This window comes from Haloarchaeobius sp. FL176 (assembly GCF_024609245.1).
GTDB lineage: Archaea > Halobacteriota > Halobacteria > Halobacteriales > Natrialbaceae > Haloarchaeobius.
Genome location: NZ_JANJYH010000007.1, coordinates 1 through 19,408, shown reverse-complemented (window position 1 = coordinate 19,408; position 19,408 = coordinate 1). Strand labels below are relative to the sequence as shown.

Below are 19,408 nucleotides of genomic sequence, written 5' to 3'. Positions count from 1 at the left end.
CCACGCCGAGAGAAAGCGGTAGGATACATCGGGGGCGGAGTCGTTTTCCCCCGCCGTGTGCAAGGAAGTGTATGCACATGCTCGTCGACGGCGAGTGGCAGACAGATACCTACGAGAGTACCAACGAGGACGGCGAGTTCGACAGGCAGGAGACGACGTTCCGCGACTGGATTCGCGACGAGGCCGGTGCGGAGTTCCGTCCCGAAGCGAGGCGGTACCACCTCTACCAGTCACGAGCGTGTCCGTGGGCGCATCGGACGGTCGTCGTACGCCGCCTGCTCGGACTGGAAGACGTCGTCAGCATGGACGTGGTCGACCCGTACCGCGAGGCAGACGGCTGGCAGTTCACCCCTACCAAGGACGGCTGTACCGCCGACACGGTCACCGGTGCAGAGTACCTCCACGAGGTGTACACCGCGGCCGACCCCGAGTTCACCGGCCGGGTCACGGTCCCGGTCCTCTGGGACCGCGAGACCGAGACCATCGTGAACAACGAGTCGGAGGATATCATCAAGATGTTCGCCGACGCCTTCGCCGGCCGTGGCCGACACGACATCGACCTCTACCCGACGGCACTGCGCGACGAGATCGACCGGGTCATCGACGAGATATACGACCCCATCAACAACGGGGTCTACAGGGCTGGCTTCGCAGACGCCCAGGCTGCGCACGAGGACGCTGTCGCCGACCTGTTCGACGCACTGGACCACTGGAACGACGTGCTCGCCGACCAGCGGTATCTGGTGGGAGACCAGTTAACCCTGGCTGATGTCTGTCTGTTCACGACGCTCGTCAGGTTCGACGAGGTGTATCACACGCACTTCAAATGTAACGTCCGCCGCCTCGTCGACTACGAGCACCTCTGGGGGCACACCCGGGAGCTGTTCCAGCTCCCCGGTGTCGCGGAGACAGTGAACATGGACCACATCAAGGAGCACTACTACACGACCCACACCGACCTCAACCCGAAGGGGCTCGTCCCCGTCGGCTCCAGTCCGGCGCTCGACGCGCCCCACGACAGGGACGAACTGCCGGGCACAGTGCCGGCCGCGCTCCGAGAGTAAGCCCTTGGCAGAGTGTCGAGAGTGTGTCACTTCGGAGACTGCTCGCCTGTAGTTCCACCGCGATCTCGAGTTAATTCAGTTCGCAAGTCGTTAGTTAATCCTCGCGGCCTCTCGAAGGAGGTTCGAATTTGTATTAATAGCTTGTGGCCGCCGTTTTTCTAGGGTCCGCCGTTGCTGTGCTTTTCAGAGCTAACGAAGTGAAAATAAGCGGTCGAGCTAGGGTGATAGTATAAATGATTCGCCCGATACACTTATGCAGCGAGCCCCGCTGTTTTCATGCAATTCAGTAGAGTCAACCATGTCCTCGATATCCCCCCCTTTCGGTCCGTCTGAGCGCCGTGCAGCCTCTGCAATCGTCGGGCTGGTCCTTCTTTTCGGGATGGTGATGGTTGGAGCGGGTCTCATCTTGATGGCGAGTATGTCTGCGACCGACCAGGTCCAGCAGCAGAACGAGCTCGACAACGCCGAGCTGTCGCTGCAGGAGGCGAGCGTCCGACTCCAGACGCTCTCGTATCAGGACGACGACGACGTGGCCTCGTTCGACCTGGCCGGACGGAACTCGGACGACGTACGGATCGAACCGAACGGGAACCTGACGTTCCGGTTGAACGGGCATAGGTCCTGTACTGCGACGATGGAAGTCAGCTCCATCGTCTACCGCAACGACAAGGGCCAGTCCGTCGCGTATCAGGCCGGCGGCGTGTGGCGTGACAGCGGCGATGGTGTGAGTATCGTCTCACCCCCGGACCTGACCTATCAGACGGACCAGGTCGACAGCCGAGCTATCCGGAGCCTCGACTTCCCGGTCGTCAACGTGCAGGGTGACCTCAACACGGCCTCGGGCGAAGTGACTGCACGGCAGGTCGACAAATCGGGCGGCCCGAGCATGGAAGAGCAGCTCTGTCTCCCCGTCTCTGGGAACTCGACCATCGACCGGGTTCGCTCGATGACGATTACCCTCGAGAACAACACGTACTACGAGGCTTGGGAGCGGTACCTCGACGACGAGTTCGGGGAGGAAGTGCTTGACAAGGAAGTCGACCACGACAACCAAACCCTCCGGTACACGGTCCCGCTCGGCCAGGCCCTCTCGCCGAACGAGTTCACTGTCGACGACGCTGCGATTCTCGGGGGATTCTACTCCGGGTCCGCTGCTGGGAAGATCAACTTGAAACAGGATGGAATCATCGACAGCTACGACGGCAGCCAGGGCACCTACGAATCCCAACCGGCAAACTGGGGCGAAGGAAACGTGTACACGAACGGTAACGTGACCATCAAGAACAGCGATGTCAACGGGACCATTTACTCCGGAAACGGCGTCAAGCTCACGGGGAACTATCTGGTCAACGGCGACGTGTACTTCAACAACTCGACCGGTTCGGGACTGTCCGCCAGTGGTGGTGGAACGATTAACGGTGAGACCGACAACGGAACGCACATTCCCCCGCTGCCCGACGTCGACGAGGAGATTGAGGCCGCGCTGAACACGGTCGCCGACGCTAACCACAACAACCGAACGGATGTCATCGAGAACAACCAGACGAACCTCTCGATGGGCGACACCGAGACGCTCGAGTCTCCCGGTGTGTTCTATCTCGACTCCCTCTCCGTCCCGAAGGACTCGACGCTCGTCCTCGACACGAGCAACGGTGATATCGTCTTCGCGGTCGAGGGGAACGTCGACCTCCCCTCCGGTGCCGAAATCCGAGTGCATGGCGATGGTCAGGCCCGGATGTTCGTGGGTGGTGAGTCCGGCGACCAGTTGCGTCTCGACGGCTCGAAAGTCGGTGTCCACAACGGGAGCCAGTACACGAACCGGTCCGACGGCTTCTGGTTCTACTGCAAGTCCGGCTGTTCCGGAGAGTTCCTCGGCGGCAGCGAGTTCACGGGAGTCGTCTACGGTCCGGGGAACCCGGGCGGCAAGTTCGGAATCGGTGGGGAGACGGAGGTGTACGGAGCACTGGCGGTCGACGAAATCGACACGACCGCCGGGAACGGGGGCCAGGGTAACGAGAAGGTGAAACTCCACTTCGACACCAGCGTCCAGAACGCCGAGTTCGACCGGGACGGCGATGGCACGCCCGACAGCGAGGAAGGCACCAGCGGCGGCGTCCCCGAGGAGTACGACGACTGTCCCGATATCGACGCGATGGGCGTCAACGGCTGCCAGCCCGTGAACGAGGACGAGACTGCGAACGCCCTCGTCGTCAACCAGTCGCACGCCCGGCTGACCGTCGTCGGCTCGATGGTCGCCGACAATCGGACGCGCACGCGTGAGGTCGGCGAGCGTGAGCCGCTCGACGTGGTGTTCGTTATCGACGACTCTGGTTCGATGGGCGATCCGCTCACTCGATTGGGATACGACCCGAACAATGTTAACTACCGACTTGAGGACAGTGAAGAGCTCGATAGTAGTGGTTGGTCACACTGGGAGTCGCGGGAAGATGCAGATTACATTCCGAGCGGCGAAACTGTGGAGGTCCCTGATGGGGAGACGTGGAAAGCACTCGAATGTACTCGCCTCACGGGGAATCACTGCCACGCGGGGGTCGTGGACCAATTCAATTCAGGTGAGGAACTTACCCCCGAAGATTATCATCTCTTCCAACGTTATGACATTGAGACCGAAGTTGTTCCTGGTGGACAGGTTTGGTTGGTTTCCAATGGCGGCTATGCCGATCCTGAAGATGCCGGTTCCGGACCGGAGTGGAGGTACCCAGGTGAGACGATTAGTGCTGAGAACTGGACCCACTACAGGGCGTATGAGATCGGCAATGACCCGAGGCAGCGCAGGGTAGATGCAATGCAGCAGTTCATCGGCTTCCTAAACGAGACCCGTGGCGACAGAGTAGGTGTTGTAGAGTTTAGTGACAATTACAACTACTTCGACGATGCGCGTGTCGTCCACGACATAAGCGCCGAAGGAGGTGAGTTCGATCTCGCAAACAGTAGTCTCGATACGATTTCCACCGGCGGGACACCCATGAATGATGCCATCTACAGAGCTAATCAAGAGTTGCTGAGTGGGAGCAACAGCGAGAAGGTGATGGTACTGTTAACTGACGGCCAACCAGACGATGAGTCCGCAACCAGATATGAAGCGAGACAGGTCGCTGATAGTATCTCCGTTCAGACGGTCGGATTGAGCGGGGATACCGACGAAGACTTACTGGAGTACATCGCCGACGAAACTGGCGGGAACTACTCACAAGTAGATAACTCTGATCAACTCAACGAGACGTTCCGCGAGATTGCTGGCAATGTAACCGAACGGACCAATAACGTCATCGAGTACAAGGACACGACGGTCGAGGTGAGCATCAACGATGAGAGCGTCACGCTGTCCGGCAACGCGAACGATCCGACGACTGCAACGCGGCCGTCGAGAACCATCAACATCGCCGACACGCTTGGCGTCGACGAGGAACAGGTCGAGGAGTACGTGGGAACGATGCTCTCCGCTGAGGCGACGACCTACGACTGTGCCAACGTCTCCGACACCGGTGACACGCAAACGCACGACAGTACGACGTACGACGAGGTGACCTGCAACGGGACTGAGGGGACGTTCGACCAGATCGACAACAGCACGTCCGACCACGAGATTTACGTCGACGGCGAGGACGTGCCGGACGACTCGAACTTCGACGCTGGGTGGTTCAAGCAACAGAACTTCAGTCAGGTCATCGACGAGTACGAGAACGACACCGGGACGCAGCTTGTCGACGACGGCACCGGCACCTTCGACCTCGGCGAGAACAACGCGGTCATGGTCGTTCGGACGAACAGTTCGAACGGCGACACGGACTACGTCGTGCTCCACTTCGAGGCGTGGAACGAGGGTCCGTGGGTCGTCAACGGGAGTGACGACGGTAGCAGCCAGGTCGTCGGCGACGACACGTACGAGCCGAACCCGACGGACGACAACAGCTACGTCATCAGCATCGACGAGAGCACTGTCGAGCTCGGCAACGAGTCGAACAACAATGTCGTACTACCGGGCGACATCACGGGAGCGTTGACCGCCGAGGGGGCCCTTCAGGGCGGGGGTGATGGCCTACCGTCGGCCGTGTTCGGTCCGGACGCTCGCGCCCGCCCGGCGGCCTGAGCCGACAATCACGTCTTTTTTGTCCACCCCCTCGGGAGTGGAGCGTATGACGACGACGAGGGACCGGCTGGCCGGGGTGCTGGAGCTCACACGCCCGGTCAACGCGCTGGTCGCGGGTCTCCTGACGTTCATCGGTGCGTTCGTCGCGGTCGGCGCGAGCGTGTTCGACCCGGGCCCAGCCACGAACGCGGCCGGAGCCGTTGCCGCCACCATACTGGCTGCGGCGGCGGGGAACGCAGTCAACGACTACTTCGACCGGGATATCGACCGCATCAACGACCCCGACCGCGCTATCCCGCGGGGGGCGGTTTCGCCGCGGGGTGCGCTCGTCTGGAGTGTCGTGTTGTTCGTCGGGGCGGCCGCCGCCGCAGTGTTCCTGCCGCTCCTCGCCATCGGCATCGCCGCGTTCAACCTCCTCTCGCTGGTGTTCTACACCACGTTCTTCAAGGGCACGCCGGGCTTCGGGAATCTGCTCGTGGCCTACCTCGGCGGCAGCACGTTCCTGTTCGGCGGGGCGGCGGTCGGCAACGCCGAGACCTCGGCGACGCTGTTCGCTCTTGCGGCCCTCTCGACGACCAGCCGGGAGATCATCAAGGACGTCGAGGACATCGACGGTGACCGTGAGGAGGGGCTCACGACGCTCCCGGTGGCCATCGGGGAGCGACGGGCACTGCTGGTTGCAGCCGGTGCACTCGGACTCGCCGTCCTCGCGAGCCCGGTCCCGTACTTCACGGGGACGTTCAGCGTGATCTATCTGCTCGCCGTGGCCCCGGCGGACGCCGTGATGGCGTACGCTGCCTACGAGAGTTTCTCGAACCCGACCGCGAGCCAGTCACGGCTGAAGTACGGGATGTTCCTCGCAGCCGGTGCATTCATCGTTGGCCGAGCCGTTGTTGCATTCGGATAGCGACACGGGAATCACCGTTCCTCGCAAAGGTGAGATAATCAAAAACACTATAAGCTGGTTACCGCATCGTTCTACCATACGAGGGAATGGGTAGTGCGAACAACAAAATGCGGTGCAGGCTTCAGGTGACGAGGGCACGCCATGTATGACCTTGCTGACGTTCTACCGGACGCGGAACTGGACCCGGGGACGAACCTACTGATTGCGGGGCCGCCACTGACGGGGAAACGTCGGATCGCACTCGACATCCTTGCCAGTGGGTCCACGCAGGATGAAGGGTCCATCGTAGTGACGACGAAGGACAGCGCCGAGAAGATTATCGAGGAGTACGCGAGCCGGGTCGAGAACGTCGACGAGGTCGACGTCGGTATCGTCGACTGCGTGACCAAGCAGCGCGGCGTCGGCAACGTCAAGGACGACGCCCGCATCAAGTACGCGTCGTCACCGGTCGACATGACCGGCATCGGAATCAAGCTCTCCGAGTTTCTGGAGGAGTTCTACGACGTGCGCGGCCATCGGAAGAACCGCATCCTGCTCCACTCCGTCTCGACGCTGCTGATGTACTCCGACCTCCAGACCGTCTTCCGGTTCCTACACGTGTTCACGGGACGAGTACAGTCCGCCGACGCACTCGGCGTCTACGTCATCGACTCGACTGCACACGACGACCAGACGATGAACACCCTGAAGCAGCTGTTCGACGCGGTCATCGAGGTCGAGGAGGACGAGGGCGAGCAGCCCACCCTCCACACCGCCGGGATTGCGACCCGGTGACGAGATAGGCTTTTGGCGCTGGCGAGCCTCTAGCGGCGCATGCCCGTCCAGACCGACGCTGAGCTCGAACGCATCTTCGAATTCGACACTATCGCTGTCGTTGGCTGCTCTACCACCCCGGGCAAGGCTGCCCACGATGTCCCGAAGTACATGCAGTCACAGGGATTCCAGGTCGTCCCCGTCAACCCGTTCGCCGACGAAGTCCTCGGTGAGCGCGCGTACGGTTCACTCGACGAGGTCGACCGCGACATCGACGTCGTGGACGTTTTCCGGCCGTCGGAGGAGGTTCCCGGTATCGTCGACGATGTGCTGGAACGCGATGACGTGCAGGCACTCTGGCTACAGCTCGGCATCGCCGACGACGATGCAGCCGCCCGGGCGGAGGACGCAGGGCTCGCCGTGGTCCAGAACAAGTGCATCAAGGTCGAGCACAGTCGCCTGCGCGGGTAGTCACCGCACGCGTTTGCCGTCGTGCGCTACCCCTCCCACTCCTCGAAGGAGCGGTAGATGCCCTTCGAGAGGTACCGCTCGGAGGAGTCCGCGAAGACGGTCACGACGGTGTCGTACGGGGCGTCGATCTCGCCGCTCGCGATGCGGTCGGCGACGCCCTGCGCGGCGATGCTCGCGGCGGCGGCCGAGGAGGCGACCAGCTGCCCCTCCTCGCTGGCGAGGCGGCTCACTTCCGCGTGGGCCGCCTGGTCTGCGACCTGGACGACGTCGTCGACGAGTGACGGGTCGAACAGCTCGTTGGTGTCGATGTCGTGGGTGCCGATACCCTCTATCTTGTACTCGTCCTCGTCGGGGTCTGCGCCTGTGAACTCGCTGTAGAGCGACCCCTCGGGTTCGACGGCGGCGACGTACGTGTCGGGGTCCTGGTCGCGGCCGTACTTCGCCATGCCCATCAGCGTGCCCGCGGTCCCGCAGCCGGCGACGATGGCACCGACCCGGCCGTCGAGCGCGTCGTATATCTCCGGCGCGGTCGTCTCGTAGTGCGCCTCGACGTTCAGCGGGTTGCCGAACTGCTGGGGAACGACCGCGTCGTCCAGCTCCTCGGCGAGCTCGTAGGCACGGTCGATAGCGCGCTCCATCCCGTCCTCCGTGGGAGTGTTGATGACCTCCGCGCCGAGGGCGCGCATGAGCTGCTGTTTCTCTACGGAGAAGCGTTCTGGGACGACGAAGACGGCGTCGACGCCGAGCTGGCCTGCCGCGAGGGCGAAGCCGATACCCGTGTTGCCGGCAGTGGGCTCGATGATCGTGCCGCCCGGTTCGAGCTCGCCCCGGTCGAGCATCGCCTCCAGCATGTACTTCCCGATGCGGTCTTTCACGCTCGCGCCGGGGTTGAACGATTCCAGCTTCGCGTACACCGGCACCTCGCCCGGTGCGGCCTGCACTTCAACCAGCGGTGTCCGGCCGACGGCGTCGAGTACCGACCCCAGTGGCCGTTCGTGCGTCGTCATCGGACGGCAATTGTTGCCGCCGCCCGATAGGTGTTGTTACTCGTCGTCGGCCGTGGCGTCGACCGGTTCGTCGGCGGCAGTGCTCTGGTCGGTGGCCTCCCCTCCGTCGGCCGTCGCGTCTACGTCGGCACCCTCGGCGGCGTCGCCACCGTCCTCGGCGTGCGTGATGGAGGCCTCGGCGATACGCCGCTCGATATCGAGGCCCGCGTCCTCGGCGAGGGCGTCGAGGATGACGCGCTGTTCCTCGAGTTCGTTCTCGATCCGGACCACGCGGTCGCTCGAATCGTCGATGTCGTCCTCGATACGGGCGAGCCGCTCCCGGACGTCCATCAGCTGTGCGTAGAGCTGCTCCGCGCGCTCGGCGACGGTCTGCAGCGCCTTCGCCTTCGAACCCAGTCCCATACCCGGTCATGCGCACTCCGGGGTGTTGTGCGTTCCGCCTCCACCGCGCCGGCCCGTCGTCTCCTTCGTCGGGCTTATGCGGTCCGCACCCGGAGGCTCGGACATGGTAGACGTCCGGACACCACCGACGGTCGGCATCGCCGCCGGAATCGGGTTCGTCATCGCCGTGTTCACCCCGTACGTCGCGCTCTCCTCGTCTGGCGTGGCCGCCCTGGAGACGTACTACGGCTACGGGCTCGTCGCGCCGACGTACCTGACGCTGTTCGCACTCGTCGGAATCGTCGTCCTCGCGGCCGGCCGTGAGGCCAGGACGGAACCGGATCTCGCCGCCGGGATAGCGCTCGTCATCGGGTTCGCCGCGACACTGTTGACGTTGCTGTGGGCCACCGGCGTCGAGGAGAGTGTGGTGTCGAGCATCGGGACGGAGACGTGGCTCGCGTACCATCGGTGGGTCGTCCTCGTACTGGGCATCGTCTTCACCGGCACGAGCGTCTGGTACGCGGACGTTCTCGGCGTTCTGCGGGGTTGAGTCGGCCGCTCTTTTCGCCGTCGAACCCGCTGCCGCCGGTCGATTACCGAGTCGAAAAGGCCTTAAGAGCCAAGCGGCTACGGTGGAGTGGACTAGGTCGGGCAGTTAGGCCCTGCTCGAAACCCGCGGTATGGTCTTTAGCGGGGACCGAAGCCCGTGGGCGTCCGGTCAGACGCGACCGGGCCCCGGGAGCCGACGTGGAAGCCTCGTCCGTCGGGGACGGCGGTCGCCGGGCGATGCCCGCAGGGGCGCTCGCCCGTCGTTGGTCGGCGGCACTGGGTCAGGCACGGAAGTGAGCAGCCCACCGTCGGACACCCGTCGCTCGATGGGTCGCGGGGTGGAGGAGGCCACCGGGATTCCCCGGCCGTGAACGCCGGGCAACCTCGGGGTCCACTACTCATATCGCATTCTCACACGATCAGCGTGCACGCTGTCGAACGGTCGTGTTGGTACCGCTCCCGTGCGCGAGCCCGTAGCTCGTCGGTCGGCAGAAAACGATGGCTGGGCCGCGCTCAGTCGTCGCCGGGCCCGTTCGCCAGCTGGTCGACCTCCAGCGACCCGCCGAGCGTGCGGTTCGGGTAGGGGATATCGATGCCCTCCGCGTCGAACCGCTCCTTGACCGCCTGAACGTACTCGCCACGGGTCTTCACGAAGTCCCCGCGCGACGGGTTCTCGATCCAGATGCGCGATTTCAGGCCGACGGATGAGTCACCGAGCTCGGTCAGCCGGACCGACGGCTCGGGGTCCGCGAGGATGTCCTCGTGTGCCGCGGCCTCCTCGATGATGATGTCGGTTGCCTGGTCGATGTCGTCGTCGTAGCCGATGCCGAACAGGAACTGCAGCCGGAGCGTGTCCTTCGCGACCGGGTTCTTGACGACGTTGCTCGTCAGCTGGGAGTTCGGTACCGTCAGCAGCTCGTTGTCGAAGGTGCGGACGCGAGTCACCCGGAGGCTGATGTCCTCGACGATGCCGGAGTTGTCGTTCCACTCGATCCAGTCGCCGATGCGGAACGGCTTGTCGGTGAAGATGAAGACGCCCGAGACGAAGTTCGCGATGATGTTCTGCATCGCGAAGCCGATGGCGAGCGTCGCCGCTGCACCGATGGTCGCCAGCGCGCTCAGGAAGTTCCCGAACTCCGCGAAACCGAACGCGACCGTGATGCCCACGAAGATGACGACGAACTTGACGAGCTTCCGGATGGGCAGTTTCGCGTGCCGGTCGAGCCCGCGGCGGTCCATTACCCGGTTCGCCAGCGGCATGACGACTATCCGCCCGAACAGGTAGACCGCCACGAACGCGATGACGAACTTCGTGAACTGCGCGGTGACGCCGATGATACCGTCGGGGACGCCCAGATCGGAGAGCACACCCCTGACACCAGTGTAGTCGTTCCCCTGCAGGAACAGTCCGGCAAAGAGCGCGAACGCCTTGGACATCAATGGTACACCGCGGTGTTCCCTCGTGTCTCTATCAGTTCCGCGTCGACCAGTCCGGCGAGCTCTTCGGCGAGTTCGTCCGTCGACGTGCCGCCACGGGCCGCCCGCAGGAACTTCGCCTTCACCAGTTCGGCCGATTTGAGCTGGTCCTCCAGCTCGGCTGTCACCGATTCGATGCCGCTCTTGCCGACCCAGACCGTCACGTCGAGATCGTGCGCCTGCTTCCGAAGGTCCTCTCTACTCATTCGTGGCTCCGGCTTCGCGGTCCAGCGGTTTGAATGTTGTTCCCAGCAGCCGCGAGAACCGGGATAGCGCCGCCGCTCGGGGCCGTTTTCCCGCTCGTTCGGGCGCTACTCGTACGGGTACCGCGCGTGGGCTCCACAGTCACAGGTGACCACGACGTGGCCGTCCTGCAGGCGCACCCGCGCGTTCGTGCCAGGTACGAGGTACGCGTCGCAGGCGTCGCAGGTGAAGCGCTTGAACCGACGCGGGAGCGAGAGCCGATTCCGCTCGGCGATACGCTTCGCCAGGCGCACGTAGTACCGGGCCCGTCCCTCGTCGCCAGCGCTGGTCGCCTCGCGGGCCAGGTCGTCGAGCCGTTCGATCCGCTCCGCAGCGACGCTCATTGCTATCACGAGGTTTCTGGCGGTTCGGCAAAGGGCTACCGTTGTCCGTCGCGAGTCGAAACCTATTTTCTGTCGTCGGGTGACCGACACGACAGTGCGCGTCCTGAGCCACCTCGAACTGGAGTCCCAGATGCACCGGAGCGGTATGGGCACGGCCGCAGACCAGCAGCGCGAAGCGCTCTCGCGGGCAGCCCCCGAGATCGACGTGGTCACGTCGCCGTGGACCGACGGGTCCGTCCCGGACGCGCTGTTCGCGTCGTGGGCGTACGGCGACGACCTCCTCGTCGACTACGACGTCGCGCACCTGAACATGGCTGGCCCGGTGTCGCTCGCGCTCGCGCGCCGAGCGAAGGCACAGGACATCCCGCTGATCCTGCACACCCACGTGACGAAGGAGGACTTCCGGGACTCGTTCCGGTTCTCGAACGTGGCCGCACCGGCGCTGGGCGTCTACCTGAAGCATTTCTACTCCCAGGCCGACCTCGTGCTCTGTCCGTCCGAGTACACGAAAGGGGTTCTGGAGTCGTACCCGGTCGACGCGCCGATCAAGCCGATCTCCAACGGTATCGACCTCGAACCGCTCCAGGGGTACGAGTCGTTCCGCGAGGATACCCGCGAAGAGTACGGTCTCGACGGGATGGTCGTCTTCGCAGTCGGGAACGTGTTCGAGCGCAAAGGACTGACGACGTTCTGCGAGCTGGCGCAGGCCACCGACTACGACTTCACCTGGTTCGGCACCTACGAGGAGGGGCCAGCGGCGTCGAAGACCGTGCGGCGGTGGACGACCGACCCGCCGGAGAACGTCACCTTCACCGGCTGGGTCGACGACAAGCGGATGGCCTACGGCGCGGGCGACGTGTTCTGCTTCCCCGCGAAGGTCGAGAACCAGGGCCTCGTCGTGCTGGAGGCGATGGCCTGCGAGAAGGCCTGCGTGCTCCGTGACATCCCCGTCTTCCGCGAGTACTTCGAGGACGGCCACGACTGTCTCATCTGCGAGGACTTCGCGGAGTTCAAAGCGGCACTGGAGCGCCTCGAGTCGAACCCGGCGCTTCGCGAGCGCCTCGGAACGAACGCCCGCGAGACCGCGGAATCGCACGGACTCGAAGAGATCGGGGCGGAGCTAGCCGCAACGTACCGGGACCTGCGAGACCGATACTGAAGTCACGTGATTTAAGTTCTCAAGGGTCAATCGGCCGATAATGGAGCTTCAGGTTGCAGCCTTTACCGATACCTATCTGCCCACGGTAAACGGTGTGACCTACACTATCAAGTCCTGGCGGGACCGCTGGAACCGCAACGGTGGCTGGATGGACGTGGTCTATCCGGACTCCGACGACCACGTGCCCGAGGCCAGCGAGCATCCGGTCCGCTCGATCCCGTTCCCGTTCTACGAGGGGTTTCGCGTCGGCGCACCACAGGTGCCCGAGGTGGCGACGAAAGCCGACATCATCCACACCCACACGGCGTTCGGACTCGGCCTCGCGAGCCTCCGGCTGGCCCGCTCCGAGGACAAGCCGCTGGTCGCGTCGTACCACACGCCGACCGCGGAGTACGCGAACTACATCGCCTCATCGGACCGCATCACGGGCGGTCTCCGACGTCTGAGCGAACACTACGAGCGCTGGTTCTACAACCGTGCAGACCTCGTCATCACGCCGTCGGAGCCGACCCGACGGACGCTCGTCGACGACGTCGGCGTCGAGACGCCGGTCAGGGTGCTCTCGAACGGCATCGACATCGAGCAGTTCCGCCCGGTCGACGCGTCGGCGTTCCGCGAGCGGTACGACCTGGAGGGGACGCTCCTCGGTTACACGGGGCGGCACGGCTACGAGAAGCGACTGTCGGATATCATCACTGCCGCGGAGGACCTCGATGTGACGGTCGTTCTCGGCGGTGACGGCCCCGCCCGCGACGACCTCGAACGGCAGGCACGCAGCAGCGACGCCGACGTTCGCTTCCTCGGATTCCTCGACCGCGACGAGATGCCAGCCTTCTACTCCGCACTCGACGTGTTCACGTTCCCGTCGCCCGTCGAGACACAGGGCCTCGTCGCGCTGGAGGCCAACGCCTGTGGCACACCCGTCGTCGGTGTGGACGCCGGCGCGCTCGCCGAGACGGTCGACGACGACGTCACCGGGTACCACTTCGAACGGGGCGACATCGACGGCTTCCGACGGGGAATCCGGCGGGCGCTCGACGAACGCGAACGGCTCTCGGAGAACTGTCTCGACCGGCGCGACGAGGTCAGTATCGACCACGCCATCGACCGCCTGGAGTCGCTCTACGAGGACGTCTCGTAGATATCCGGCGCGAACGTCAACCGCTTTCTGAGCCCGTCCGACACCACCAGCGCAGCACCTACCCCGGCGAGCGTCGCCGCCACGAGCGCGGTACCCTGGACCGCCGGGTCGCCGGTTGTGAACTGGAGGAGCGACCCGAGGACGAGCACCGGGGCGAACGACAGCGTCGCCTTGGTGTGTCTCTCCGGGAGCTCCCTCGCCAGCACGTACAGCGCGACTGCCGAGAGCGACATCTGTGTCCACACCATCAGCCGTCCAGCCTGTAAAAAGTGTCGGGTGCGTTCCGACTGAACGAACGAGCGCCGCGGCGCTGCTCGCGACCCAACTATCCGGTTAGTCGTCTTCGATGGCGTCCGCGATGCGCTTGAGCGCGCGAGTCTGGTCGCGCACCTCGTCGCGGAGCTGGCGGACCTCGCGGACGAGTTCCTCGTTGTCCGAGCCCTCGTCACGGCCGCCGGGACCCATGCCGCCACCCGGGCCACCGCCCATCATGCCGCCCATCATCTGGGCGAACGGGTTGCCGCCGCCGCCACCCATTCCGCCGCCCATGCCGCCGGGGCCACCGGGACCGCCCGGGCCACCGTCGCCGCCGCCCATCATCTCTTCCATGCGCTCGCGTCGGTCGTCGTCGGACTCCTCCTCGCGGCGCTCGCGGATCTCCTCGACGCGCTCACGGAAGGATTTCTGCTCGTCGTCTCCGTTCTGGGGCTCCTCGCCTGTCTCCTCGTCTTCTGCCATACGGTTCGCTTCTTCCTCCGTCCCGAAAAGGGTTTTTCTCGCGGGGGAGCACGTCCTCGTCCTACGAGAACGACCCGAGACTCGACTGGAGCCGTCGGTCGGTCGCCTCACGGGTGACCCCGTAGCCCACGAGCTCCCGGAGGTCGACCGCGTACGTCGTCCCGCCCCGGTCGAGGACGAGGACTCGACCCTGCACACCGCGGACCGTTCCGGAGAGTAGCGTCTCTGGCACCGGTCGCGCGTCGAGGGCCAGCCCGTAGTCGAACGCGAACGTCTCGAGCACCTCGAACCCGTCGAGGAGGGCGGCCCACGCCGCCTCGTCGACGGACGCGTGGAGCCCGGCGACCTTCGTGGCCACGCGCACGCGGTCCGGGATCTCCTCGGCGTACTCGGCCTCCAGCTGCCGGGCGATCCGGCCGTCGGAGACCGTGTGGACGTGCGCCCCCCGGTCGGCCCCCTGCTCCCGGAGTCGCGTCCCCAGGCGCCCCGACTTCGTCACGCCGACCTTGAACACGTCCGGCGCGAACGCCGCGAGATACACCGCGTGCTCCTCGCGACAGTTCGCCAGCGGCCGGTCGCAGTTGCCAGTACACCGAGCACACGGCCACCGGCTCGTGTGCTGGTCACAGTAGGGTGCTCCGGTTCGGTCGCAGGCGTAGTGGTCGTCGCCGTCGACGGAGCCGGCACACCAGCGGTCGCCCAGCGAGAACGATAGCGTCGCTCCCGGTGTGAGCGGTTCTCGCTCGACCGTGCCGTCGCTCGCCAGCAGCAGCGCTGGTGCATCCGTCGTGGTCTCCGTCCGATAGCCGACGACCTGCACGCGTCGATGTAACGCCGTTCGGGCTAAAGCCGTGTCGTTCGCACCCTGTATAATCCATTATGGATTATATTGTATCCGGTTCACCGTAACTGCTTTGTCGCTACCACTGGCACTCCCGTTCGTGAACGACGAGTCAACGGAACGAACGGAGGGGTCTGTGGCGGTTCGAGTCGCTGACGGGATTATCTCGCACAGCAAGCTCGTGATACTCGTCTTGCTCGTGGCGACGGCTATCGTTGGCAGCGCCGCGGGACAGGTCGAGATGTCCACCTCGACGGACAGCTTCCAGACGGAGACGGTCGCCGCGGACAAGCTCGACTACGTGAACGCCAACTTCGGCGACCCCGACGCGGCGAACCGAACCACGGTGCAGGTCGTGGTCCGGAACGACAACGTTCTCACACGGGAGTCACTGCTCGAGATACTCGCCTTCCAGCAATCACTCGCCGAGAACGACTCCGTCGCTGCGACCCTGGCCGCTGAACCGAGCACCGTCAGCGTCGCCAACGTCGTCGCCATCGCGGCTGCTCAGCAGGACCGCGCGGCGGCCGGTCGACCCGGCGGGCCGCCGCCGAATCTCACAACACAGACCGACGCACTGGAATCCCGCAACGCCTCCGAGGTCGAGCGGCTCGTCGAGCGCGTCCTCTCGCCGGACACCGACGTACCCACCGGCGGACAGGACCCCCTCACGCTGCTCCCGACGCACTACCAGCCCGGCACCACGAGCACGAACGCCACCGTCGTCGTCGCCTTCCAGGACACCGGTGGCAGTGATGGTATCTCGGAGTCCGTCTCCAGCGCCCAGCTCGACATGCAGGCACTCGCGGCCGACCGCTTCGGCGACGACGCGTTCGTCTTCGGGGTCGGCATCGTCGAGGACGAGACCGGACGCTCCATCGGCGACAGCTTCGCCATCATCGGCCCCGTCGCGCTGCTGCTCGTCATCCTCACGCTCGTCGTCGCCTACCGCGACCTCGTCGACATCGTCCTCAGTATCTTCGGCATCGGACTCGTCCTCGTCTGGATGCAGGGCTTCATGGGCTGGCTCGACATCCCCTTCGGGACGACGCTCATCGCCGTCCCCATCCTGCTCATCGGCCTCGCCATCGACTACGCCATCCACGTGTTCATGCGCCACCGCGAGTTCCGCGACGGCAACCCCGACCCCGGCGCGCGCGACGGCATGGTGCTCGCACTCGGTAGCGTCGGTATCGCGCTCGTCTGGGTGACTGCCACCACTTCCATCGGCTTCCTCTCGAACCTCGTCAGCCCCCTCGCACCCCTGCAGAACTTCGGCCTCGTCAGCGCCGCCGGCATCGTCAGCACGCTCGTCGTCTTCGGCGCGCTGATTCCCGCACTCAAAGTCGAGGTCGACGCCCTGCTCGAACGCGTCGGCCTGGACCGTCGAAAGGCCCCCTTCGGCGGCGGAACTCCCGTCGTCGGCCGACTCCTCTCGCTCGGGGCTGTCGGCGCGAAGCGCGCACCGGTGGTCATCCTTCTGGTCGCCGTCCTCCTCAGCGGCGTCGGCGCCTACGGCGGCACCCAGATCGACACCAGCTTCGACCGCAGCGACTTCCTCACCGAACAGCCGCCGGACTGGATGGAGCAACTTCCCGAACCCTTCGCGCCCGGCGAGTACAACATCCGACAGAACGCCGCGTTCCTCAACGACAACTTCCTCCAGCAGCGCGACACCAGCCGCGCCGAACTGCTCATCGAGGGGCGGGTAACCGACCCGGGGACATTGGACCGGGTCGTCGCCGTGCGCGAACGTGCCGCCGGGAGCGAGACGGTCATCACGCTCGCCGACGGTGAACCGCGCATCCTCGACCCCGTCGCGACAATCCAGACGGTCGCCGCACAGAACGAGACGTTCGCCGCGACGGTCGCCGCGGCCGACACCGACGACGACGGCGTCCCCGACCAGGACCTGAGCGCGGTGTACGACGGGCTCTATCGGACCGCACCCGAGCAGGCCCGCCAGGTCGTCGCCCGCAACGCCGCCGGCGAGTACGAGGCACTCCGCCTGCAGGTGTCCATCCAGGGTGGCGCTGCCGTGCCGCAGGTCCGGGACGAGATGCAAACCGCCGTCGAACCCGCCCAGGGCGACGGGCTCACCGCGACCGCTACCGGACAGCCGGTCATCACCGCCATCGTGCAAGACGGCCTGCTCGAGACCGTCGTCCTCACGCTCGTCGTGACCGTGCTCGCCGTGCTCGCCGTGCTCGTCGTCGGCTACCGTCTCTTCGACGGCTACGCCAGCCTCGGCGCCGTCACCATCGTGCCCGTCGTGCTCTCGCTCGCGTGGGTGCTCGGCGTGATGTACCTGCTCGAAATTCCGTTCAACGCACAGACCGCGCTCATCACCAGTCTGGGCATCGGGCTCGGCGTCGACTACAGCATCCACATGTCCGAACGCTTCACCGACGAGCTCGAACGTCTCGGCGACATCGACGACGCCCTCACCGCAACCATCGACGGCACCGGCGGCGCACTCCTCGGCAGCGCGGTGACCACCGCCGCCGGCTTCTCGACGCTCGCGCTCGCCATCGTCCCGTCGCTCCAGCGCTTCGGTATCGTCATCGGCGTCGCCATCGTCTTCGCGTTCGTCGGCGCCGTGCTCGTCCTCCCGAGTATGCTCGCGCTCTGGGGCCGGTCGGTCCCGAACTGACTACGTCGAGCCCACGTCGTCGCCGACGGCGATGTGGACCCGTTCCTCGTTCTCCCACGTCGTATCGCCGTCGAGGAAGGCGGCGACCCGGTCGACGAACTCGCCGTGCTCCATCCCGATGCCGCCCGCGCTCAGGTCCAGCGTCACCGCCTCGACGTCCTCCAGTACGTCCCCCTCACCACCCATCACCGAGAGGAACTCGTTCGGGCCGACAGCCTCGCCAGCACGGAGACGCTCCGCGACGGAATCGAGGCCCGTACTGAGAGTCACGTCCACGTCGAACGTGACATCCACGTCGACCGTGCTGTCGAACCCCTCCGCCGCGTACACCTCCTCCGCTCGCGTGATTGCGGGCTCGAGGACGTGTTCGAACTCCATTCCCGTCTCCTTCATGCCCATGTAGGCGAACGTCTGCATCCCGATCAGCCCGTACCGGAACGCCGGGTCGTCCATCCCCTTCTCGAATATCTGCTTCCTGTCCTTGCGCTCCAGATTGCGAATCAAGAGGTAGAAGTCCACGATGCCCTCGGTGACCCGCTTGCGGATGCGTGCCTCCGCGTTGCGCTTCGACTGCTCGTGCTCCATCTCTGTCAACCCGAGGAGGTACTCGCGGTCCGCGCGCGACAACATCCCCCGCGGCCTGTCGGGGTCGAACTCCATAATCAACTTCCGGTTATGCGAACACCAGCTTTAACGATGGCGACTCGGCGGAACGCCTATACGCTCACCGACAGAACCGCCAGCTATGACACTCACCGGGCAGCTCGACGTCGACGCGTCCGCCGACGAGGTGTCGTTCTCTTTCACCGTCACCAACGACGACCTCGGTTCCGTCGACCTCCAGTTCTCGAACGCACAGACCCACGACGTGCTCGTCGTCGAGGACGGCGACACCGAGATCTGGTCGTTCGCCGAGGGCCGCATGTTCGCACAGATGCTCCAGTCCACGTCGCTCGACGCCGGCGAGTCCGTCACCTACGACTGCGGCTGGGACGACCCCGAACCCGGAAGCTACACTGCCACCGCGTTCCTCGCCGCCAACAACGCCGACTGCGAAGCCAGCGCCGAGTTCTCCGTCTGACTCAGCGTCGCTGGCTGGGTCGTGTGTACGCGCACTGCTGGTGAGTGACGTGGCTGTCGCTCCTGGTCTGTTTACCTCCTATCGAAGAGACCTATGGACGTGGCTGTAGCCATCGGATTACTAACTGCACTCGACGACCCACAGCTCGCTACGGGGCTGTTGCTCGTCGAAAACCGTGAATGAAGTATGAATGGCAGGCGGCGAATCGCGTTTCCCAGAGGCTCGCGCACTCCAGTACTCCCCGACACGCTGGCGAGCTTAACTTCCGTGTTCGGGATGGGTACGGGTGTTACCTCGCCGCTGTGGCCGCCTTAACGCCGACCAACGGAATCGAACCGTTGCAACGGACCGTCATCGGTCATCTACACTCGTGTGTTCGCGCAATCCAGTTCGCGCCTGGACCATTCCGAGTACAGTTCGGTGGTCCCAGTATGCGGTATGACTAATGGCATGATCTGTTAGTGCTCGCGGGCTTAACGCCTCGTTGCC

At 64.8% G+C, this 19,408-nt stretch carries 19 protein-coding genes, 1 rRNA gene and 1 other RNA gene; 11 read left to right on the top strand and 10 right to left on the bottom strand.

Annotated elements, in window-relative coordinates; translation table 11 throughout:
* Positions 1–71: 71 nt before the first annotated feature.
* The 5 genes from NO978_RS13615 (at position 72) to NO978_RS13595 (ending at position 7,306) form a co-directional block, all read left to right on the top strand.
* Positions 72–1,064: a glutathione S-transferase family protein gene (locus NO978_RS13615; RefSeq protein WP_257300141.1), complete on the top strand. Its 993-nt coding sequence runs from the start codon at positions 72–74 to the stop codon at positions 1,062–1,064.
* Positions 1,065–1,482: 418 nt separating this feature from the next.
* The gene (locus tag NO978_RS13610) at positions 1,483–5,175 is read left to right on the top strand and encodes a VWA domain-containing protein (protein ID WP_257300140.1); all 3,693 of its coding nucleotides are present in this window, start codon (positions 1,483–1,485) and stop codon (positions 5,173–5,175) included.
* 46 nt (positions 5,176–5,221) lie between these two features.
* Positions 5,222–6,082, top strand: a complete 861-nt coding sequence (locus tag NO978_RS13605) for a geranylgeranylglycerol-phosphate geranylgeranyltransferase (RefSeq protein ID WP_257300139.1) — start codon at positions 5,222–5,224, stop codon at positions 6,080–6,082.
* A gap of 141 nt (positions 6,083–6,223) precedes the next feature.
* A complete protein-coding gene (locus NO978_RS13600) occupies positions 6,224–6,856 on the top strand; it encodes a recombinase RecA (RefSeq protein ID WP_257300138.1) in 633 nt (210 codons plus the stop codon).
* 39 nt (positions 6,857–6,895) lie between these two features.
* Positions 6,896–7,306 (top strand): CoA-binding protein, encoded by a 411-nt coding sequence (locus tag NO978_RS13595; protein ID WP_257300137.1) that lies wholly within the window; start codon positions 6,896–6,898, stop codon positions 7,304–7,306.
* Positions 7,307–7,332: 26 nt separating this feature from the next.
* Here the strand turns inward: NO978_RS13595 and NO978_RS13590 are convergent, their stop codons facing one another.
* Both NO978_RS13590 and NO978_RS13585 read right to left on the bottom strand, forming a co-directional pair.
* The gene (locus NO978_RS13590) at positions 7,333–8,313 is read right to left on the bottom strand and encodes a PLP-dependent cysteine synthase family protein (RefSeq protein WP_257300136.1); all 981 of its coding nucleotides are present in this window, start codon (positions 8,311–8,313) and stop codon (positions 7,333–7,335) included.
* A gap of 36 nt (positions 8,314–8,349) precedes the next feature.
* Complete coding sequence (locus NO978_RS13585) at positions 8,350–8,715, bottom strand: DUF5798 family protein (RefSeq protein ID WP_257300135.1); 366 nt, start codon at positions 8,713–8,715, stop codon at positions 8,350–8,352.
* A gap of 103 nt (positions 8,716–8,818) precedes the next feature.
* Between NO978_RS13585 and NO978_RS13580 the strand changes: the two genes are divergently transcribed.
* Together NO978_RS13580 and ffs are read left to right on the top strand one after the other, a co-directional pair.
* Positions 8,819–9,244 (top strand): hypothetical protein, encoded by a 426-nt coding sequence (locus NO978_RS13580; RefSeq protein ID WP_257300134.1) that lies wholly within the window; start codon positions 8,819–8,821, stop codon positions 9,242–9,244.
* An 85-nt stretch (positions 9,245–9,329) separates the two neighbouring features.
* An RNA gene (gene ffs, locus NO978_RS13575) (signal recognition particle sRNA) lies at positions 9,330–9,640 on the top strand.
* 116 nt (positions 9,641–9,756) lie between these two features.
* Here ffs and NO978_RS13570 read toward each other — a convergent pair.
* The 3 genes from NO978_RS13570 to NO978_RS13560 all read right to left on the bottom strand — a co-directional run bounded on the left by NO978_RS13570 (position 9,757) and on the right by NO978_RS13560 (position 11,306).
* Positions 9,757–10,680: a mechanosensitive ion channel family protein gene (locus tag NO978_RS13570; RefSeq protein WP_257300133.1), complete on the bottom strand. Its 924-nt coding sequence runs from the start codon at positions 10,678–10,680 to the stop codon at positions 9,757–9,759.
* Entirely contained in the window at positions 10,680–10,925 is a 246-nt protein-coding gene (locus NO978_RS13565; protein WP_257300132.1) for a YhbY family RNA-binding protein, read from the bottom strand. Before NO978_RS13565 ends, NO978_RS13570 begins: the two co-directional genes overlap by 1 nt.
* Positions 10,926–11,030: 105 nt before the next feature.
* Positions 11,031–11,306, bottom strand: coding sequence for a ribonuclease P protein component 4 (locus tag NO978_RS13560; RefSeq protein ID WP_257300131.1), 276 nt, complete (start codon positions 11,304–11,306; stop codon positions 11,031–11,033).
* 94 nt (positions 11,307–11,400) lie between these two features.
* Between NO978_RS13560 and NO978_RS13555 the strand changes: the two genes are divergently transcribed.
* A complete protein-coding gene (locus NO978_RS13555; RefSeq protein ID WP_257300277.1) occupies positions 11,401–12,465 on the top strand; it encodes a glycosyltransferase family 4 protein in 1,065 nt (354 codons plus the stop codon).
* 40 nt (positions 12,466–12,505) lie between these two features.
* Entirely contained in the window at positions 12,506–13,606 is a 1,101-nt protein-coding gene (locus NO978_RS13550) for a glycosyltransferase (RefSeq protein ID WP_257300130.1), read from the top strand.
* Here the strand turns inward: NO978_RS13550 and NO978_RS13545 are convergent.
* The 3 genes from NO978_RS13545 to NO978_RS13535 all read right to left on the bottom strand — a co-directional run bounded on the left by NO978_RS13545 (position 13,588) and on the right by NO978_RS13535 (position 15,164).
* A complete protein-coding gene (locus NO978_RS13545; protein ID WP_257300129.1) occupies positions 13,588–13,854 on the bottom strand; it encodes a hypothetical protein in 267 nt (88 codons plus the stop codon). The genes NO978_RS13550 and NO978_RS13545 overlap by 19 nt on opposite strands.
* A gap of 85 nt (positions 13,855–13,939) precedes the next feature.
* Positions 13,940–14,344, bottom strand: a complete 405-nt coding sequence (locus NO978_RS13540; RefSeq protein WP_257300128.1) for a hypothetical protein — start codon at positions 14,342–14,344, stop codon at positions 13,940–13,942.
* A 61-nt stretch (positions 14,345–14,405) separates the two neighbouring features.
* The gene (locus NO978_RS13535) at positions 14,406–15,164 is read right to left on the bottom strand and encodes a DUF2797 domain-containing protein (protein ID WP_257300127.1); all 759 of its coding nucleotides are present in this window, start codon (positions 15,162–15,164) and stop codon (positions 14,406–14,408) included.
* A 121-nt stretch (positions 15,165–15,285) separates the two neighbouring features.
* Between NO978_RS13535 and NO978_RS13530 the strand changes: the two genes are divergently transcribed.
* Entirely contained in the window at positions 15,286–17,838 is a 2,553-nt protein-coding gene (locus NO978_RS13530) for an MMPL family transporter (RefSeq protein WP_257300126.1), read from the top strand.
* Here NO978_RS13530 and NO978_RS13525 read toward each other — a convergent pair whose 3' ends face one another.
* A complete protein-coding gene (locus NO978_RS13525) occupies positions 17,839–18,498 on the bottom strand; it encodes a hypothetical protein (RefSeq protein WP_257300125.1) in 660 nt (219 codons plus the stop codon).
* An 85-nt stretch (positions 18,499–18,583) separates the two neighbouring features.
* On the opposite strand from NO978_RS13525, the gene NO978_RS13520 reads away from it, so the two are divergent.
* A complete protein-coding gene (locus NO978_RS13520) occupies positions 18,584–18,919 on the top strand; it encodes a BsuPI-related putative proteinase inhibitor (protein WP_257300124.1) in 336 nt (111 codons plus the stop codon).
* Between the two features lie 192 nt (positions 18,920–19,111).
* Here the strand turns inward: NO978_RS13520 and rrf are convergent.
* Positions 19,112–19,233 (bottom strand): 5S ribosomal RNA (rrf, locus tag NO978_RS13515).
* Positions 19,234–19,408: the final 175 nt, after the last annotated feature.

What these genes read in the sequence shown, in the direction of transcription:
- NO978_RS13570 (WP_257300133.1), bottom strand. Translation starts at nt 10,680, where the DNA reads ATGTCCAAGGCGTTCGCGCTCTTTGCCGGACTGTTCCTGCAGGGGAAC.
- NO978_RS13550 (WP_257300130.1), top strand. Translation starts at nt 12,506, where the DNA reads ATGGAGCTTCAGGTTGCAGCCTTTACCGATACCTATCTGCCCACGGTA.
- NO978_RS13560 (WP_257300131.1), bottom strand. Translation starts at nt 11,306, where the DNA reads ATGAGCGTCGCTGCGGAGCGGATCGAACGGCTCGACGACCTGGCCCGC.
- NO978_RS13590 (WP_257300136.1), bottom strand. Translation starts at nt 8,313, where the DNA reads ATGACGACGCACGAACGGCCACTGGGGTCGGTACTCGACGCCGTCGGC.
- NO978_RS13545 (WP_257300129.1), bottom strand. Translation starts at nt 13,854, where the DNA reads ATGGTGTGGACACAGATGTCGCTCTCGGCAGTCGCGCTGTACGTGCTG.
- NO978_RS13525 (WP_257300125.1), bottom strand. Translation starts at nt 18,498, where the DNA reads ATGGAGTTCGACCCCGACAGGCCGCGGGGGATGTTGTCGCGCGCGGAC.
- NO978_RS13610 (WP_257300140.1), top strand. Translation starts at nt 1,483, where the DNA reads ATGTCTGCGACCGACCAGGTCCAGCAGCAGAACGAGCTCGACAACGCC.
- NO978_RS13585 (WP_257300135.1), bottom strand. Translation starts at nt 8,715, where the DNA reads ATGGGACTGGGTTCGAAGGCGAAGGCGCTGCAGACCGTCGCCGAGCGC.
- NO978_RS13520 (WP_257300124.1), top strand. Translation starts at nt 18,584, where the DNA reads ATGACACTCACCGGGCAGCTCGACGTCGACGCGTCCGCCGACGAGGTG.
- NO978_RS13540 (WP_257300128.1), bottom strand. Translation starts at nt 14,344, where the DNA reads ATGGCAGAAGACGAGGAGACAGGCGAGGAGCCCCAGAACGGAGACGAC.
- NO978_RS13615 (WP_257300141.1), top strand. Translation starts at nt 72, where the DNA reads ATGCACATGCTCGTCGACGGCGAGTGGCAGACAGATACCTACGAGAGT.
- NO978_RS13580 (WP_257300134.1), top strand. Translation starts at nt 8,819, where the DNA reads ATGGTAGACGTCCGGACACCACCGACGGTCGGCATCGCCGCCGGAATC.
- NO978_RS13565 (WP_257300132.1), bottom strand. Translation starts at nt 10,925, where the DNA reads ATGAGTAGAGAGGACCTTCGGAAGCAGGCGCACGATCTCGACGTGACG.
- NO978_RS13600 (WP_257300138.1), top strand. Translation starts at nt 6,224, where the DNA reads ATGTATGACCTTGCTGACGTTCTACCGGACGCGGAACTGGACCCGGGG.
- NO978_RS13605 (WP_257300139.1), top strand. Translation starts at nt 5,222, where the DNA reads ATGACGACGACGAGGGACCGGCTGGCCGGGGTGCTGGAGCTCACACGC.
- NO978_RS13595 (WP_257300137.1), top strand. Translation starts at nt 6,896, where the DNA reads ATGCCCGTCCAGACCGACGCTGAGCTCGAACGCATCTTCGAATTCGAC.